The organism is Lysinibacillus telephonicus (genome assembly GCF_003966145.1).
GTDB classification, from domain to species: domain Bacteria; phylum Bacillota; class Bacilli; order Bacillales_A; family Planococcaceae; genus Ureibacillus; species Ureibacillus telephonicus.
In genome coordinates this window covers 67,193-85,789 of the sequence record NZ_RXNR01000012.1, presented here as the reverse complement: position 1 = coordinate 85,789, position 18,597 = coordinate 67,193, and the positions used below count along the sequence as shown (strand labels likewise).

Below are 18,597 nucleotides of genomic sequence, written 5' to 3'. Positions count from 1 at the left end.
CCTCCATTAGTACAGCCTCCCAATAAACTAAATAATACTAGTTTACTAGAAGTGTATTGAATAGTGAAAAAGTGTTCAAACCAAATGAGCAAATTCTGTTGATTCTATTTTAGCGTTTACACCTTATTATTGCTAATTTGCATGAATTACAAATTTTAAATATAAAAATACTATCGAAATAATTTTTTTCTACAAAGCTATTAATTTCAAAGGGAAATTGGTATAAAATACCTCTAAAAAGAGGTGATTATTTGATAATTCTTGCACGTGAAAAACCAAAAAAATTAGAGGTTTTAGAAGCAATTTTACGTAGATTACCTGATAATGATCCAAATTATGATTATTACAATGATATTTACTTTCGTACAAAGTCAGGATACGATGGGGAACAAAAAGTTGATAAAGAATGGAGTCAAATAAATACTCACAAATCACATTATTTATTACACAATTTAGAACTGCAAAACCATCAAATAGATACATTATATATCTGTCCAAATTTTTTATTAATACTAGAGATTAAGAATATCAGTGGGCATCTTGATTTTGAGTATGAGAAACATCAATTCTTAAGAACACGAAATGATGGAAGTAAAGAAGGATTTTATAATCCAATCGATCAAGTTCTTCGTCATGCCAGATATCTTCAAAGTTTCAATTTAAAAATACCTATTGAATATGCAATTGTTATATCAAACTCTTCAACAATAATTGGGAATACACCTGGAAATATCCCTATTTTTCATGCAAGTGGCATACACCAACATATAGAACTTCTTACTAAAAAATATTCCAATTATAATATTTCACCAAAAAGATTGAATGAAACTGTAGAATTATTAATAAAACATCACAATCCACGGATTTGGAGATTTGAGCTAGAGACAGATAAATTATTAAGGGGAATGATTTGTGATAACTGTAATCATAAACAACCAATGAAATATTACCATGGAAATTGGATTTGTAATAACTGTGGGAAGAAGGGGAAAGAAGTCCTCTTCACCGGTTTGAAGGACTATCGTTTATTAATAGACAATAAAATTAGAAATAAAGAATTTAGAACTTTTTTTAATATTCCTTCACAAGATATAGCAGCAAGAATTTTAACTCGATTAAACTTGCCTTTCGAAGGGAATAAAAAAGGAAGAGTATATACGATTCCGCCAGATTTTACAAACGAATCTATTAAGGAGAATGGAAATAACGTCAAGGAAATAGTACGAATTAATATATGAAGGAATCTCTTAAAATAAATTCGTATAAAGTTGGGTAAAAACGCTTAAAAAATAGAAACCGCTTAAAAATAGGTCAGAACCGCGTAAAAAATAGATTAAAGCACTTAAAAGTACGAGCAAACCGCGTAAATAATAAGTAAAAGCGCGTAAAAAATCGAAACCGCGTAAAAACAAGACCAAAGCGCGTAAAAATATGAGCAAAGCACGTAAAAGTACGAGCAAACCGCGTAAATAATAAGTAAAACCACGTAAAAAACAATTCACGTAAATTAAAGCTCCATAAAACTCACAAAATTTCTCAATAAAAAAAGGACTTCCTCCAGCATCAAAAGCTTAAGGAAGTCCTTTATTTCTTATTTTACTTCAACATGCTCATAAAATGAAACTTGCTCTATGAGACTATTAAAGTACTAATCCAACACTTCTACTAAATCAGAACGGATCCAAACGTATTCTGCGATTTTATTATCATCAGAGTATACTTTGTACCAAGTGCCATCAGAAGCTTGTGTTTCGTCAACTATGATAACTGGGTATCCTAGTTGTTCTAATTCACCTGAATTTTTCTGTCTGTAGGAATATGCTAATGGACTACTTGTTGAAGGTTCCAAGCGTGTGTTTACTGATCCTGAGCCAGTTAATACCATGCCAATTTTACCTACACCATAATCCTTTTTACCGTACTTAGAATCAATTCGGTACATATGGCCCGCAATTTTGCTTCCCCAATGTGGGTCAGAAGCATAATAAACGTTAATACCGGTTGTTTTATTACCTGGAACTGCTCCAAATGGATATAGTGCACTTTGAGGAACGTATCTTTCTTGCATGTAGTGTACTACAAATGCTTTCACACTATCTGCAGGAGCCTTGTATTTTTCTCCTTGTTGAACGTCGCCATCATAAACTTTAATTCCGAAAAGATTGTTTTTCGTTTGAGCATTGGCACTCATACCATAATTACTTTCGTGAATTGCAGCTGCTAATACGAATAATGCATTAATATGCTCAGCCTTTTCCATTTCTTTCAAGAAGCTGCCTAATCCAATTAATTTAGATTTTGTTGTTGCATCTTTATATTGTGCACCGCCAAAAGCTTCACGATTTTCTAGCTCCGAAATAATAATGTTGTCCAATTCTTCAGCCGTATAGTTGCTTGGTTTGCGAACTGAAGCGAATTGGAAGTAAGGGAAGTATGTTCCTACTAATTTATCACTAGAGTTATAGAAATGAACTCCGTCAAAGCTGTAGTAAGTTGCACCTGATTGCATAAATGATGGAGCTGGTCCAACTGTATATTTCCCTTCATATGCACCTTTTACATGGTTGTAAATTCGGTGTGTTAATAGAGAATCTTCCACGTAGTATTCGTCTCGACCCTCAATTAAACTAGCTGGTACTAAATTAACATCGGAAGGCTTTGCATAACCTACGATATCTCCAACTTGAACAATTATATATTCACCAGTTGAAGACGTTCCGTTATACTTCAACTCACGGCCTTCAGTAATGTAAGTGATTTGATTTGTAAAATTTTTATTATAGTAAACAGAAGTTGTATTTGCTGTCGTATCGGCAGCGTAAGCTAGTCCACTAGACATCTTGACAATTTTGTCGCCTTTTAAAATCAAGTTTACATCACCTGATGAAGCATTATATGCTGTTAGCGCTTGTTCATAAGTTGTATAAATAGTTGGGTTTTTAGTGATAGTCCCTTTCGAAACTTTCCCAATATAGTAACTTGATGAATTCGAATCTCCTGGTTCTTGCGTTGGCTGATCATCATCTTCTTCATCCTGTGGTCCATATTTGTCAGCAACTGCGAGCGTACGGTAAATGAAAGCTGCTGCATGCGCAATTGTTGCAGATTCTTTTGGTTTGAAATACACACCATTTGCAGTATGATCACCGCGGATAATGTTATAATAAACAGAGTTAGCTATAGCGTCTGTAAAAGAAGAACTAATTTTATAGTTATCTTTAAACGTTAAAGGAGCCTTATTTAAAGGAACATCTAAGTAACGCAAAGCTTTATATAACATACCAGCCATTTGCTGACGTGTTATTTTTTGATTTGGTTTAAATGTACCATCCGGGTACCCGCTTAAAATATTAACAGCTGCAGCATTTTGAATTTCTTGGGTTAATCGTGTCCCACTCTTTAAATCTTTAAATGTATATTTAGATGAGTTGGGCAGCTCCAAAGCACGAGCAATATATGCTGCAAATTCTCCACGAGTTACATCACGATTTGGGTTATAATTGCCTTTTTCATCAGGTAATATAACACCTTTATTCGCGAAGTAGGTTAATTCGGTTTTCATCTGATGATTACTAATATCATTTGCGTAGGAGATATTTGGTACCACAAAGGATATTAGTAATATAGTAGAAAATAGTAATCCTAATATTTTTTTGACCACTATATTTTACACCCCTTCCTTAACGCTCTTATTTTACCAATATTGTTAGAAGAAAGATAGAGAAAATAAGACTATTAAAAGGTTTGTAATAAACTTGCATCCATATTATACTTAAATTCGTCGTAAACTAAATACAGATAAAGCGAGATGAATCGTTGAAATAGATTTAAATAGAGAGGATAGACAATTCAATGAAAGACATTTCTACGGAAATAAGAAAAAAAGAGTGGCTTGAGATTATATTAGCAGCTGCTGTAATGATTGCTGCTACGCTTTTGCCATCTACCATAGCATTAATAAGCACATCCATTTTCTTTGCTTTGTTTGCTTTCTTTAAACCATTCCAAAGCTTAGTGGTATTAATTCCATATGTAATCTTCCGCTCATTCTTTATTGAGATAAATGCAGGAATGAAATTAATCGGAGACTTAATAACATTTGTTGTTCTTTTCCGATTATTATTATTTAATTTGAAAAATTGGAAAACATGGTTTCATTTTAAAAAGTTTGAATGGTTTTTCTTTATCTTTTTAGTTTTTGGTGCAATTATTGGTTATTTCACAGGTGTATCAATTAATGCGATTATTTTCCAAGTACGTACATTTATCATTATGTATTTATTATATTACATTCTAAGTCGCAGCTATTTACCGCGTAACTTCTTTGTGAAGCTTGCATGGGTTACGGTATTTTCAAGTTTGATATTAGTAGTACAAGGGATTGTTGAAAAATTATCGCTGCGTACAATGTGGATGCCTGAAGCATGGTCTGACAAAGTGTTATCTTCCACAAACGTAGTTCGTATTTATGGACTAGTAAATAATCCAAATACATTATCACTTATTATGTTCTTTGCAATAGGTGCTGCATTTTTCCTTCGATGGGCTTATAAAGATGGGCAATATAAGATCATATTAATTATCTCGCAAGTGGCATCTGCAGGGTTGCTTCTTTTAACGTTATCACGTGGAACTTGGATTTCAACTTTTGTCTTTGTTCTATTCTTTGTATTGATTTCGAGAAAATGGAAGCTTTTAAAACAATTCGTAATTACAGGAATTGCAGCGATTATTTTTGTCTATGCACCTGTAAATTTAACATTAATCATCATGCAATCAATTGGCATTGAAAATCCTGAAGGAAGAGAAGTTACGGTTGGTGGTTTTAAAAGTCGATTTGATGCAACGTTTGATTCAGAAAACTTGGAGTTAATGAACGAAAGTGGACGTTTCTTCTATATTAAAAAAGGATTTGAGGTATTTGCCGATTACCCAGTAACAGGTACTGGATTTGGGACATTTGGTGGTTCAGCAACATTGTCATACGATTCACCGATTTATGAGAAGTATGAAATCCGTTCTGATATTTATGGCGGTAAAAACTTCTACTCAGATAATCAATACATTCAAATTATTGCTGAAACAGGTGCAATAGGGGTTATCCTTTTTGCTGGCTTCTTACTAACAATGCTTTGGATGTTCTGGAAGGATCGAAAAACTACATTTGGCCAATATATGTTTGCATTATGGTTTGCAACTAGTGCAGCAGGATGTGTTTACAACATTTGGGAATTAAAAGTATATACGATGTTCTTCTTCATGTTGCTTGCAATTTACTCTGTGGTGCGAAATTATTACCCGATGTTAGAATTAAGCAAAACTGAACGAGAACAGTCAAATTAAATATAAAATTCTAAAGGGGCAGTTCTTTTTAAGGGCTGTCCTTTTAGTATGTAAGTTTCAGGATACTATAATTTATAAAATTGTTCGTAGCAGTTCTTACATAGGGAGCTGCTTTTTTTTTCGTAGGTGATATGTAATAGATTAATTATTGAATTGTAACAATAGATTTATAGAATAAGAATAGAAAATTTGTTATCTTTAAACATATAAGGAATTTGAGAGGATGGTGGATTGCTTCGTCATAAATATAGAAGCATACGCATTATGAAAAAGAAGATAACAGTAGTTTTAAGTTTTTTACTCGCTGTAACGTTTGTACTGGTTGGAGGGAATAAAGGATACGCCTTTCAAACAACCAATGATTCATATCCAGTTTCACAAGGAGTAAAGTATTCAAATTATACATATTCAAGTAAACCAGTGAATCATTTACAAGTAGATTTATCGAATCCTTATACAAAGTTAAAACTAAGTGTTCCTTCTCCTATTAATTCAGTGATGACACTTACAAATCGTGCAAATAGTGATTCAAAAGAGGGGAATCGTGTCGTTGGTGCAATTAATGCCAACTTCTTCAATATGGGTGATGGGTACCCAATGTATTTAATCTCCCAATATAATACGATTGTAACACCAGAAGTTCTTTCTAGTTCAAAAGGATACTATGTAAGTGAACCGATTGCCTTTGGGATCACTGCAAATGGGAATGCTGAAATTGATTACTATAATAGCGATATTATCGTTCAATACAACGGTCAAAATATTGAGATTAACGGTGTAAATAAAACAAGAGATGCCAACCAAGGAATTGTTTATACACCACAGCACCATAGTTCAAAAACACCGACAAATGAATTTGGTATGGAATTCATTGTTGAAACACCTGAAACTGTTTCAGCTACAAAATTTGGACAAACATTAACAGGTACGGTGAAATCGATTCGTCAATATGGTGATGCAACAAAATCAACAATTCCACGTAATGGATTTGTCCTATCTGTAAATGGGACTATGCTTGAAAAATTTAAAAATATTAAAATTGGGGAACAAATTTCAGTTTCATTTAATATTAATCAAAAATGGCAAGATGCCGAATATATTATGGCTAGCGGACCTTTATTAATCTATGATGGCAAAGTTAATATTACAATGGATACATCAAGTTCGCGTGCAAGACAAGTTACTCCTCGAACGGCTGTTGCAATTAGTGCTGACAAAAAAACAGTGCATTTAATAACGGTTGACAAAGGAATGACGATTGCGCAATTTGCAACTTACTTATCAAAGCTAGGTGTAGACCGTGCAATTAACCTAGATGGCGGTGGCTCCACTACTATGGGAATCCGTAAATATGGAAGCAATACAGTAGTGTTAGCGAATAGTCCATCAGGCGGATCACAACGTAGAGTTTCAGCTATTCTTGAAGCGGTAAGTACGGGTACTACAGGTACACCAACGATTTTAAAAGTGACAAGAGACCAAGTAGGTTCTATGTTAGTAGGCTCAAAGGTTACTTTAACGCCGGAATACTTAATGGACGAACATTATAACCCAGTAACAATTCGCAACGAGGACTTTACTATTACTCCTCAACAAAACCTAGTTGAAGTGAGCGGTCTTAGCTATACTGCTGTTAAAGCAGGTTCTGAGCGTTTAACAGTACAAAACGGCAACGCAGCACAAACAATTTCATTTGATGTAGTTGATGCACCTTCAACTCTATCAATCTCTTCAGATAGTACAAGCATTGAGCCAAGTGCAACAATGAAGTTTACTGCTACTGCAAAAGATGCGAAAGGTAACAATTTAGTATACTCGCCTTCACAATTAAAATGGGAGGTAGAAGGTGATATCGGAACAATTAGCAGTACAGGTTTATTTAAATCAAATGGTAAATACGGCAAAGGGAAGATTGTAGCTACTTTAGGTACTAAAACTGTTTCAAAAGATATCGAAGTAAAAGAAACGTATACAGGTACTACTTTTGCAATCAATAATTTTGAAAAAGCCGCTGATTGGCGCATAGAAACTGCATTATCTAAAGGAAGTCATACAGCAATTGATTCAAAACAATATGGTAAAGAAGGCAAATATTCAATTAAGCTTTCTTATGATATGACAGGAAATCAATCAGGTACTGCCGCAACATATTTACGTTTGAATTCCTTAGTTAAATTACCAGGAAATCCATTGAAAATCGGAGTTTGGATGTATGGTGACGGCAAGGAGACATGGGTAAGAGGATATATACGTGACGCATCAGGAGAAAGACATCCAGTTGATTTTACAGCAGAAAATGGCCAAACATGGACAGGATGGAAGTATATCGAAGCACCTATTTCAAATGATATTGCTAGACCAGTTTCATTTGAATCAATTTATCTAGCACAACCAACTGTTTCGAAACAAAAAGCAGGAACAGTTTACTTTGATAAATTACAAGCAGTATATAAAACATCTTATGAAGAACCAATTTTCACAGATGTAAGCAATGAAAATGTTAATAAAGATGAAATTAAGTACTTAGTTGATCGCGGGTTTATTAATGGTTATACAGACGGATCATTTAAACCTACAAATGCTTTAACACGATCACATGCAGCAGTTTTATTAGCTCGTGCCTTAAAGCTTGATACAACAAATGTGAAAAACCCTGGTTTCAAGGATGTTCCAACAAGTCATCCATATTACAAAGAAATTGCAGCCATTGTTAATGCAGGAATTATGAGTGGAAAAGATTCTAGTTCATTTGATCCTGAATCAAAATTAACACGTGCACAAATGGCGAAAATTTTAGTTGAAGCGTATGATTTAACAGGAACAACTACTTCAAAATTCAAAGATGTAAGTAAAGAGCAATGGTATTACGATTATGTTCATACACTAGCTGCAAATAATATTACAACTGGTTATGAGGATAATACGTATAAGCCGGGAGTTGCAGTGTCGCGTGTACACTTCAGTCTATTCTTGTATCGTGCGATGACGAAATAAAAAAGAATTCGTTAAAAAGGGCTGTTCAGAGATCGAATCTGAACAGCCTTTTACTTTGTTAGTGTGCATGAGGTGATTCCAATACTAGCGGCACCGATTCTAGAATGGCTTTCATACAGTTTTGAAACTTTTGGTTGTCAAATTTCGTTTGTAAAAGGGTATTTACAATAGGTGATATGCTATACTCTAAATTGAAAATATAATTTTAAAATCACCTATAATTATTGCAATGAATTGGCATTGGTTATAGAGTGTAATACACCAATTTGATGAAGAAAAAGTTGAAACATAAAAGGATGAGAAATAAGTGAAAATAGGTATTGTAGGAAACTATGGCAATGATAACAATGGGGATGAGGCAATTTTACTTAGCATTATCCGCCAGCTCCAAAAAGCATTTGATATAGAAACAAAAGATATTACGGTGTTTAGCAATAATCCGAAGCAAACAGCAGAACATTATGGTGTAGAAAGCTACCCGCTTTATTACAAAAATGGAAATGCAGCAAAAACATTCTTTAAAACGTATAAAGAAAATGTTGAGGTTGTAAAAACATTAGATTTTGTTGTTATTGGCGGCGGCGGTATTTTAATGGATTTGTATAAGCGAGAAGCTCCTCTTTACGGTTCTTATGCTATGATGGCGAAGAATTCACGCGTACCATATGTTGTCTATGGTTGTGGAGCAGGTCCTTTAAATACTGGCTTAGGAAAATGGTTTATTCGCTACATGGCAAAACATGCCCAAAATATTTCTGTTCGTGATCCAAAATCACAGCAGTTGCTAAAAGAAATTGGCGTAAAACGTGATGTGCATGTAATTGGGGACCCGGCGTTTAGTTTAGAAATAGAGCGTGCAGGTTACAGTGATGCTCCTAAAAAAGTAGGGGTAACAGCTGTACCATACTATAATGCTTCTTACTGGCCAACGGGAAATGAAACACTTTATAACAACTACATTGACGGTATGGCAAAAAATTTAGATAAATTGATTGAAACATTTAATGTAGAAATCACATTTTTTGCAACGAAATATCCTCAGGATGCAGATGTTACAAAAGATATTCAAAGCAAAATGAAGCATGTTGCTAACACATCAATTATTGATGATAATTTGAAACCTCAGAAAATATTAGATTTATCTGCTACCTTTGATGTACTAATTGGAACGCGTTTACATTCGCTTATTTTAGCTACAGATGCTAAGACACCAATAATCGGTGTTTCGTATCATACCAAAGTAAACGACTTTTTACAAATGGCAGGACTAGGCGAGTATTCGCTGCCAATTGATTCATTACATGAAAGTGATGATTCTTTCACACAATTATTTACAAAAATGAACAATGATTGGCAAAGTGCAATAAATCTTGCTTCTTCAACAAACAACGATTTTAAAGAAAAATCAAGCCTTGGATTGAAATTACTTGTAGAAGGTGCGAAAAAGTAATGAAAAAAGTATTTGTCATAAGCAATATGTATCCATCAAAAGAGCATCTTTCCTATGGTATTTTTGTCAAAAATCAAGTGGAGCAATTGAACGGACAAGGCATTGACACTGTGCTTGCTGTTAATGCAAATCCTAATACAGGTAAAGTCAATGTGCTGAAGAAATATGCAAGCTGGGCTCTTCAAGTTCTATCAGTATTTCGCAAAAATAAAAAAAGTATTGGACTTTCACATAGTCATTACGTTTTCCCGAGTGGCATGTTTAGTTATTGGCTGAAGCAGCGTTATGGCGTTCCTTATATTGTTACTGCTCATGGCGGGGATATTAATAAAATGGCAAAGAAAAGTGCTCGAATAAAGGGTTATACGGAAAAAATACTGCAGCATGCAGATCATGTTATCGCAGTTGGAGAAGAATTGGCTGCAGATATAAAGCGAGATTTTCAAGTTCCAGATGACCGCATTTCTGTAATGAGTATGGGAATTGATCGCAATGTTTTTCACCAACCTAAATCCAAAAAGGAAGCTGCCCAAAACTTAGGTATGGATCCTGAACGAGTGAACTTTTTATTTGTTGGCAATATTATTCAAGAAAAAGGTGTAGAAGAATTAATCGAGGCATTTTTGAAATTAGATGAAACATATGAAAATCGTGCTTCGTTGTATTGTGTAGGGTCAACAAAAAATGTTTCATTCTCCAGTAGAATGAAAGAGGTAGCTGCAAAAAGTAAGAATATCCATTTTCTTGAGCCAATGCCACAAGAAAAGCTGACAAGGTATTTTCAAGCTGCAGATGTATTCGTATTACCATCTTACATAGAGGGATTAGGATTAGTTGCATTAGAAGCACTTGCATGTGGAACACCGGTAATAGCTTCTGATGTTGGGGGACTTCACTACATGCTGCAGGATGGTGCAGGGGTGCTTGTTCCGCCGAAAAATGCTGACGCTTTATATGTAGAATTCGAGAAAGTAATTCAGCAAAATGGCGCTGTCCATGCAAATAATGAAAGAATTGAAGAACTGCTTAAGCTTCATGATTCAAAAGAAATTATTACACGATTAACTAATTTATATGAAAGCTATTCGAAATAAATAATAACGGACGTTTCGTTATTTAAAGGAATGATCATATTTTGAAACGATTTTTGAAAATCATCGGAGCAGTTGCAATCATTAATATTATTGCGCGGCTGTTCGGCTTTTTAAGGGAAGTAATCATTGGAATTCAATTTGGGACAACAGATATGTCAGATAGTATTATTAACGCCTATACAATCCCAAACTTTTTATATTTAGTAATTGGCGGTGCATTTACTACCGCCTTTATTTCTATTTATCATAAAACAAAAAGTTCAATTCGAGATTATATAAGTAGAACATTTACAACAATCGTAGTATCTATGGCTGTTATAACTCTTATTTTTATGGTGTTTGATGATTTTATTTTGCATGCTTATTTTAGAGATCTGACAGATAGAGAGTTTGAGCTATTAAAATCACTTTATCAATGGATGATGCCATCTACAATTATGCTTGTTTTATCAACTTGGTTAAGTGGTATTTTAAACGTTCAAGGAAAGTTCCACTTATCTAGTTTTTCTGTTCTTGTTTATAATCTCTCATTTTTAGTCATTTCAGTAGGATTATCATTCTTTATTGGACCAATTGGATATGGTATTGGGGCATTGATAGGTGCCATCTTTATGATTGGATTTTTAATTTTTGGTGTTAGAAAACTAGAGAATATGTCGTTTAAACCTAGTTTTAGTCTAGCTGATGATCAAAAAGAACTTTGGAAGGTATCTTTACCTATTATGTTGGGTGGGGCAACTGCCCAAATGTATGTTTTGCTCCAACGATTTTTCACCAATTTTTTAGATGCCGGTGCTGTTTCAGCAATGAACTATGCGACAAAGGTTTCCCAGTTCCCACAGGCCATTTTAATGACGGCAGTTACGACAGTAATTTATCCTCTTTTAAGTAAAAAGGAAGGAGAAGGGGATGAAGAATCAGTAAAAGCATTATATATTCGTGGCTTACGTATGTTATTTTTACTTGTTATGCCTATTTCGATGTATTTCTTCTTCCAATCAGAAGTTATTGTAAAAATTATATTTGAATATGGGAAATTTAATGAAGAATCAACAGCGTATACAGCACCATTATTACAAATATTCAGCTTAACGATGTTTTTCCTGGCTGCAAATACCTATATTACTCGTTTTTACTATGCAAAAGGTAATTCGATGACACCTGTTATTTTTAGCTTGATTACTGTTTTTGGTGTCAATATTGCTGTTACCTATGCTTTAATCGGAAATCTAGGTGCAGAAGCGGTTGCATGGGGGAATTTAATTAGTGCAGTAATTAACTTTATTTTGTTAGTTGCTTATTTACAAGGCAAGTACAAACTGAACATTGTAAAAAGTAATCTATTCCAATTTGTAAAATTCGGTGTATTAACAGTCGCATTTGTAGTTGTTGCATGGCTTATTTCTAAATTTATTGTAATTGATTACAAATGGATTCACTTCTTTGTAACACTTTTATTGTCGTTAGCAAGCTATGGTGTATTGGTTTATTTATTAAAGTTTCAAGAAGTAAATGGTACTATTGGAAAACTTAAAAATAAATTATTAAAAAGTAACAAGTAGTCTTCATATATAGTAGGATAAAAAACTAGTCGGAAATAGTTAAATTACTTCCAGTTATTATATTTGAACTATTCTAAAGGATAAAATTGTCAATTTTATGACTAAATCCTTTTATTCTAATTATTTTTAATATATAATAATTTTAGGATAATTGGAAATGGAATAAACTAGTAAATTATCTGTAAAGATCTGAATAGAGGAGCGAGTTAATGTGCCAAAAGGAAGAAAAGTAAACTCTAGTGGAGAAAAAAGTAAAAAATTACTATTAGAAAAAGCAATAGAGCTTTTTTCTACTAACGGATATCATGAAACAAAAATTAGTGATATTGTTAAAGCGGCAAATCTAACTCAACCGACATTTTATTTATATTTCCAAAGTAAAGAATCTTTATATAAAGATTTAATTGAACAATTCCAAAACAATTTCTTTGAAATTGTTCACAATGATCTAGAAAATAAACCATCAGCAAATCGTTCTTTTATTCATAACATTAAAGAAGCTTTAGTGAATATCTTTACTTATTTTGCTGGTAATTTATTTTTAACGAAAATTGGTTTTTATGATTCAGTTGAAGCAGAGTCTATTAAGGAAAAATTTGCTCTAGCTTTATCTGATAAGTTGCAGGAAAATCAAGAGATTAATTTTTCCTCGGAAATTGAAGTGAAAATCTTTGCAGATATGATAGTAGGAGCTGTTGAAAGGTTAACATTAACGGCTTTATTTACAGAGCTTCGTGAACCAGAACAATTAGCTGAAGACATTGTAAATATTTATTTCATTAGTCAAAAAGAACTTGTAAGATAAATTAAAAGCGACAAACTCTCTATTTTTTTAGAGTTTGTCGCTTTTTTTTGTCATGGATTAATAGAATATGCTAAGACCATTCGCCAATAAGCAGTCGTCGTGTAAACTAAAGTCTAAACTTTGTTCCCAGATTGCATTGATAAATTGCATATCTACTAAATTAAACTGAATGTCGTCAATCTTTAAGAGATAGACGCTTTCCTACTAATTTTCTTCCTGAACAGTAATGTGTAGATATTTTCCTGTTTTTAGATTTTTTCCTTCATTATCTTGAATTGTTGGATGGAAGATTAATATATACTGTGATCCAGCTTTTAATGGTTCAACTGGTGTTACTTCTAGTTGAGAGTCATTTGCTTTAAGTGAAACTTCTACCTTGTCTCCACCTAATTCAACTAGCTCTACCGCATTTTCGACAAGTTGTTGTTTAATATCCTTACTAAAGCTTACTTTAAACGTTTTTGTAGTTGGGACATTTTCTAAACTAGGAAGCTTTTTATAATTTGATAGATTTTCTGCAATACTATCAAAATGAGCTTGATATAATGGGTTTGATTTTGTCACAATATCAGGTGTTAAGCCAACATCTTTAACTACTGTACCATTTGGACCGAAAAATTCAGCTATAGTTAATTTTAAAACACTACCATCTCTAAATTGATAGAATCCTTGCATTGTACCTTTTCCATATGTTTGTTCACCGTAAACAATTGCAGCATCCTGATCGAGTACAGCAGCTGTCGTCATTTCAGACGCACTTGCACTATAGCGATTGACAAGTAATCGTGTATTTTTTGGGAAATTTACTTCCTGACTTATTGACCGAATCATTTCCGATCCAGTTGAGTACTTCACGTTGTATGCATATGGAGCATTAGGAAATAGACCAATTAATTCTTCTGCTGTTGCGACATATCCGCCGCCATTATATTGCAAGTCTAAGATAAATGAAGTAGCACCCTGACTTACCAAATCATTATATGCTTCTTTTACTAGCTTAGCCCCATCTTCAGAAAACGAGCTGAGTGCAATATAACCTACATTTCCGTATAACAATTCTGTCGTCACATTTGGCAGTGCAAAGGATTGGCGAGTTAATAATTTATGAGTTATAGTACCATCTTTTTTTAATATTGTAAGATCAACTCTAGTATTCTCTTCACCAAGAAGTAAAGTTTGAGCTTCCTCTGTACTAATGTTGACTGTCGATTTTCCATCTACTTCAGTGATGATATCCCCGGCTTCTATACCGGAATTTATTGCACTGCCATTCTCAACGACATCAACTATTAAAATACCTTTTTCATGTTTTTCGATAACGATGCCGATTCCGACTGTTTTTAGATCAACAGAATCTATAAATGCATTATATTCTTCTGCTGTAAAATAGGCAGAATACGGATCGAGCATTTCCATAACGTCATCAATTGATTCAGCATTGTCTAAATTGCCCTTAATATCACCAACATATTCGCTTTCTATAATCGAGATAACTTCATCTAAACTTGCTGCAAATGTTTGGAGCGGTAAAGTTAGAACGATTAATAGACTTAATAAAAATGGTACGAATTTTTTCATTTTTAACACCTCTTAATCTGAATATTTTCATTATATACCTTTGGTAGTAGTAGTGACCTGTTTCAGACACATTTTAAGAAAAAATTAAGATTTTTACTATAGTGGTTTATTTTTCAACAGTGAGCGAGTTTTTTAATTGTTCTCTTATAGATTCAAGTTCTTTTTCGGAGGGGAAATAATACCAAATGCCGTTTTCAATTCTTCCATCACCTTCCTCAAAATGAAGCTGTTCAATATTGTTTAAAGCAGGTTTATAATATTTAGCAAATTGTTTTATCTCGTCAAATGTTATATTCGTTTCAGAGTGTTCACGCAACATGTCGAGTATAGATGGCACTTGCCATACTAAATTTAATGAAGAAAGTTCATCTAATAAGCTTTCAACAACAAGACGCTGACGAATTTGTCTTCCGAAATCTCCAAGTGGATCTTGCTTTCTCATTCGTACAAAAGAAAGTGCTTCTTCTCCTGTTAAAGTAATAGTGCCTTCAGGAAAATCATAACCCCAATTTGAAAATGCCCACTCATTCTCTACTTCTACACCATCCAGCAAATCAACTAATTCTTTAAATCCTTCCATATTAATTGTGACAACATAATCTATTGGAATTTGCAGCAAGTTTTCAACGGTCGCATGTGCCATTTGCATTCCACCAAATGCATAAGAGTGATTAATTTTATCAGAAAAATCAAGCCCAGCTATTTCCGTATATGTATCCCTTGGAATGCTTAGCATTTTCATTGATTCTGTTTCAGGGTTAATCGTTAGAACTAGAATTGTATCAGCTCGTCCAGGTGTATCCTCCAATTGATCGATTCCAAGTAAAAGAAGGGTAATTGGGGAAGGGGTTGTAGAATCCTGTTTCTGAGGCTCTTCTAATATAGGTGCATTATTTGAAGCAATAGCATTTTTAGTTTCCTCTTGTTGGATTGGATTATGAATTGCCTCCATTGTAGATTTAAAATTTAAATATAAATACGTTGTATATCCAATTAAAGCAACAAATACGATTAAAATGGAACTTAATATTATCTTTTTCTTTGTAAGCCAGTTTGACATATGAAAAAATCTCCTCCATTTACAAGTATATGTAAAAAGAGGAGATTTTAGTCTCATTGTTCATTTATTTTGTTATAAGGTGAATGATCCATCCTATTATAACACCAATGATTGCTGGGACAAGCCAGCCGATACTTTGATCGTAAAGCGGGAATGTTTTTAAAATATTTTCGTACCAAGAAATTTCAATGCCAGCACCTTTTAATCCATCATACAAACTTACAAATGCTGTAGCAATTAAAGCTAAGCTGTAAACGATTGGATTTCGACCGAAAGCTTTGTCGAACAGTACTAAAAGCATTAAAACAATTGCAATCGGGTAAATGAATAGTAGAACTGGCAACGTTATACCGATTAATTTACTTAAACCGAAGTTTGAAATAACGAAACTAAAAACTGTAAAAATTACAGCCAGCCATTTGTATGAAAGGCTAGGGAATAGCTTATTAAAGTAGCTTGCGTTAGCTGAAACCAAACCAACAGCCGTAGTTAAACAAGCTAATATAATTGTAATAGATAAAATAATATTACCTGCATTGCCGTAAAGTGCTCGTGCTGATTCAGCGATAATGCTTCCTCCATCATCTAATAAACCAATAGTACTTGTACTTGTTGCACCAATATATGCAAGTGCAATATAGATGAAACCTAATCCAATAGCTGCAATAACTCCAGAGAAAACCGTAATTTTCACTTGTTTTGCACGGTCAACAATGCCTTTTCCTTGTAATGCCTGTACGATAACAATCCCAAATACAAGTGAAGCTAGTACGTCCATTGTTAAATAACCTTGAATGAAGCTCTCAGAGAAAGCTTTTGTTACATAAACACCATGAGGCTCCCCAATTGGTCCCAATGGTGTAAGAATACTTTTAAACGCCAGCAACAGAATGACAATTAGTAAAGCGGGCATTAAAAGCTTACCTATTGTATCGATTAATTTTGACGGATTTAGCGATAAATAAAGAACAATCGCAAAAAATAGCAGTGAAGTTATGAATAAAGGAACCCAACTTCCTTGTGCAGCCTCAGATAAAAATGGAGCAATCCCAATTTCATACGTTACAGCCCCTGTACGCGGAATTGCAAACAATGGACCTATTGATAAATAAATAACCGATGTGAAAATAACACTGAACATCGGGTGTATACGATTTGCAACAACCTGTAAGTCACCGCCGTTTTTAGCTACAGCGATAATACCAACTAAAGGCAACCCTACACCTGTAATAAGGAACCCAATCATGGCAGGAATAATTTCATGTCCAGATAATTGTCCTAATAAAGGTGGAAAAATTATATTTCCTGCACCTAGAAATAATGCTAGAAGCATAAATCCAACTGCGAGATTTTCTTTAAAAAATTTCATGAACTACAAAATCCTTTCTAATTTGAAAAGCTTAAACTTTCAAAAAATAATAATTATTAAAGTACACACAATGTTGAATTTTATCATATTTTGCAGATGAATCAAGTACTATTACGATATCTTTTCGATAAATGTCGAAAAAATGATACTTTTCGAAAAAAACTTTCCATTAAAATATTATAAAAGTTGTCGAAATTAAAAATAGGTGGAAATATAGGAAACTTTAGGGTTGAAAGGGTGATTCAAAATTGATTCAGAATAAGAAGCTTCTTTTATTGTCTTCAGCAATAATTGCAACTTCTGTAATAGCAGCACCAATTGCTGAAGCATCTACTTATACTGTGCAAAAAGGTGATACATTAACGAAAATTGCAAAAGCAAACGGAACTACTGTTCAGCAACTGAAAGCACAAAATAATTTAAATAATGATTTAATATTTATCGGGCAAAAATTAGTTATGCCGAACTCTTCCAATCTGAATGAAGCAAAGAGCAAAGGAACTAACAAGCCAAGCAGTGAAGTGAAGAATAATGGAAGTAATAACAATCAAGCGACGAGGGATGTTAAAAAAGAAACAACAAGCGTAACCTCGAAATCACAGCAAAATAACTTAAAGGAAGCTAAAACAGCAACTTACACAGTAGCAAAAGGTGATACATTAACGAAAATTGCAAAGCTATTCAATGTTAACGTTGCACAATTAAAAGAATGGAACAATTTAAAATCCGATACGATATTTATTGGACAAACCTTAAAAATTGGAAATTCATCTACAACAGCCGATTTAGGAGAACCTGTACAACAAGCTGAAAGAGACAAGCTAGGAGAAACTAACAAACAAATTGAGGAACAATTAGCAAATGAAGCTAGTATTCTCTCTAATACTTTAGGAGAGGGACAAGTTGTTTATGACAAAGTTATTGAAATAGCAAACTCTTTACTAGGTACACCATATTTATACGGAGGTAATACACCAGCAGGCTTTGATTGCAGTGGATTTGTCCGATATGTCTATGCGGAGGCAGGGTTAAACATTGTCCGTAAAAGTAGTAAGGATTATTTCTTTAACGATACTACAGTTGTTGAGTCACCTGTACCTGGGGATTTAGTGTTCTTTAAGGATACTTATGAAAAAGGGATCTCACATATGGGAATATATATAGGAAACGGAGAGTTTATTCATGCCGGTACTAAAGCAGTCGAATTGACAAAGCTTGAGTATGAGTATTGGGATTCTCATTTTGTAGCATTTAAACGATTTAAACAATTAAACAGCAAATATTAAGTTTATATCATTAAGAGCATTACCTTTCTAGTAGAATTTTTATAAAAAATAGTTTG

The 18,597-nt window shown here is 33.6% G+C and carries 13 protein-coding genes; 8 read left to right on the top strand and 5 right to left on the bottom strand.

Annotated features, from left to right (window positions below):
* Window positions 1-251: 251 nt before the first annotated feature.
* Window positions 252-1,238 (top strand): nuclease-related domain-containing protein, encoded by a 987-nt coding sequence (locus EKG35_RS06230; protein WP_185807661.1) that lies wholly within the window; start codon window positions 252-254, stop codon window positions 1,236-1,238.
* A 9-nt stretch (window positions 1,239-1,247) separates the two neighbouring features.
* On the opposite strand, the gene EKG35_RS06225 is transcribed toward EKG35_RS06230, so the two are convergent.
* On the bottom strand, window positions 1,248-1,502 hold the full coding sequence (locus EKG35_RS06225; RefSeq protein WP_126293576.1) for a hypothetical protein: 255 nt from the start codon (window positions 1,500-1,502) through the stop codon (window positions 1,248-1,250).
* A 146-nt stretch (window positions 1,503-1,648) separates the two neighbouring features.
* Window positions 1,649-3,661, bottom strand: a complete 2,013-nt coding sequence (locus EKG35_RS06220) for an S-layer homology domain-containing protein (RefSeq protein ID WP_126293575.1) — start codon at window positions 3,659-3,661, stop codon at window positions 1,649-1,651.
* A gap of 191 nt (window positions 3,662-3,852) precedes the next feature.
* Here EKG35_RS06220 and EKG35_RS06215 point away from each other — a divergent pair, with 191 nt between their 5' ends.
* The 6 genes from EKG35_RS06215 (at window position 3,853) to EKG35_RS06185 (ending at window position 13,248) form a co-directional block, all read left to right on the top strand.
* Window positions 3,853-5,343 carry an O-antigen ligase family protein gene (locus EKG35_RS06215; protein WP_126293574.1) on the top strand — a complete coding sequence of 497 codons (1,491 nt, stop codon included), beginning with the start codon at window positions 3,853-3,855 and terminating at the stop codon, window positions 5,341-5,343.
* A gap of 264 nt (window positions 5,344-5,607) precedes the next feature.
* Entirely contained in the window at window positions 5,608-8,337 is a 2,730-nt protein-coding gene (locus tag EKG35_RS21205) for an S-layer homology domain-containing protein (protein WP_246020215.1), read from the top strand.
* A gap of 307 nt (window positions 8,338-8,644) precedes the next feature.
* On the top strand, window positions 8,645-9,787 hold the full coding sequence (locus EKG35_RS06200; RefSeq protein WP_126293573.1) for a polysaccharide pyruvyl transferase family protein: 1,143 nt from the start codon (window positions 8,645-8,647) through the stop codon (window positions 9,785-9,787).
* Window positions 9,787-10,881 (top strand): glycosyltransferase, encoded by a 1,095-nt coding sequence (locus tag EKG35_RS06195; protein WP_126293572.1) that lies wholly within the window; start codon window positions 9,787-9,789, stop codon window positions 10,879-10,881. Before EKG35_RS06200 ends, EKG35_RS06195 begins: the two co-directional genes overlap by 1 nt.
* Window positions 10,882-10,922: 41 nt before the next feature.
* Window positions 10,923-12,443, top strand: a complete 1,521-nt coding sequence (gene murJ, locus EKG35_RS06190; RefSeq protein ID WP_126293571.1) for a murein biosynthesis integral membrane protein MurJ — start codon at window positions 10,923-10,925, stop codon at window positions 12,441-12,443.
* Window positions 12,444-12,654: 211 nt separating this feature from the next.
* Window positions 12,655-13,248 (top strand): TetR/AcrR family transcriptional regulator, encoded by a 594-nt coding sequence (locus EKG35_RS06185; protein ID WP_126293570.1) that lies wholly within the window; start codon window positions 12,655-12,657, stop codon window positions 13,246-13,248.
* A 204-nt stretch (window positions 13,249-13,452) separates the two neighbouring features.
* Here EKG35_RS06185 and EKG35_RS06180 read toward each other — a convergent pair whose 3' ends face one another.
* From EKG35_RS06180 to brnQ, 3 genes are all read right to left on the bottom strand, one after another.
* A complete protein-coding gene (locus EKG35_RS06180) occupies window positions 13,453-14,826 on the bottom strand; it encodes a S41 family peptidase (protein WP_126293569.1) in 1,374 nt (457 codons plus the stop codon).
* 106 nt (window positions 14,827-14,932) lie between these two features.
* The gene (locus EKG35_RS06175) at window positions 14,933-15,886 is read right to left on the bottom strand and encodes an LCP family glycopolymer transferase (protein ID WP_126293568.1); all 954 of its coding nucleotides are present in this window, start codon (window positions 15,884-15,886) and stop codon (window positions 14,933-14,935) included.
* A gap of 64 nt (window positions 15,887-15,950) precedes the next feature.
* Window positions 15,951-17,255, bottom strand: a complete 1,305-nt coding sequence (gene brnQ / locus EKG35_RS06170) for a branched-chain amino acid transport system II carrier protein (protein WP_126293567.1) — start codon at window positions 17,253-17,255, stop codon at window positions 15,951-15,953.
* A 248-nt stretch (window positions 17,256-17,503) separates the two neighbouring features.
* On the opposite strand from brnQ, the gene EKG35_RS06165 reads away from it, so the two are divergent.
* On the top strand, window positions 17,504-18,541 hold the full coding sequence (locus EKG35_RS06165) for a C40 family peptidase (RefSeq protein WP_126293566.1): 1,038 nt from the start codon (window positions 17,504-17,506) through the stop codon (window positions 18,539-18,541).
* The last annotated feature ends 56 nt before the right edge of the window (window positions 18,542-18,597 follow it).

Excerpts from the sequence above, each read along its gene's own strand:
- brnQ (WP_126293567.1), bottom strand. The coding sequence starts at position 17,255 with ATGAAATTTTTTAAAGAAAATCTCGCAGTTGGATTTATGCTTCTAGCA.
- EKG35_RS06175 (WP_126293568.1), bottom strand. The coding sequence starts at position 15,886 with ATGTCAAACTGGCTTACAAAGAAAAAGATAATATTAAGTTCCATTTTA.
- EKG35_RS06180 (WP_126293569.1), bottom strand. The coding sequence starts at position 14,826 with ATGAAAAAATTCGTACCATTTTTATTAAGTCTATTAATCGTTCTAACT.
- EKG35_RS21205 (WP_246020215.1), top strand. The coding sequence starts at position 5,608 with ATGAAAAAGAAGATAACAGTAGTTTTAAGTTTTTTACTCGCTGTAACG.
- EKG35_RS06215 (WP_126293574.1), top strand. The coding sequence starts at position 3,853 with ATGAAAGACATTTCTACGGAAATAAGAAAAAAAGAGTGGCTTGAGATT.
- EKG35_RS06195 (WP_126293572.1), top strand. The coding sequence starts at position 9,787 with ATGAAAAAAGTATTTGTCATAAGCAATATGTATCCATCAAAAGAGCAT.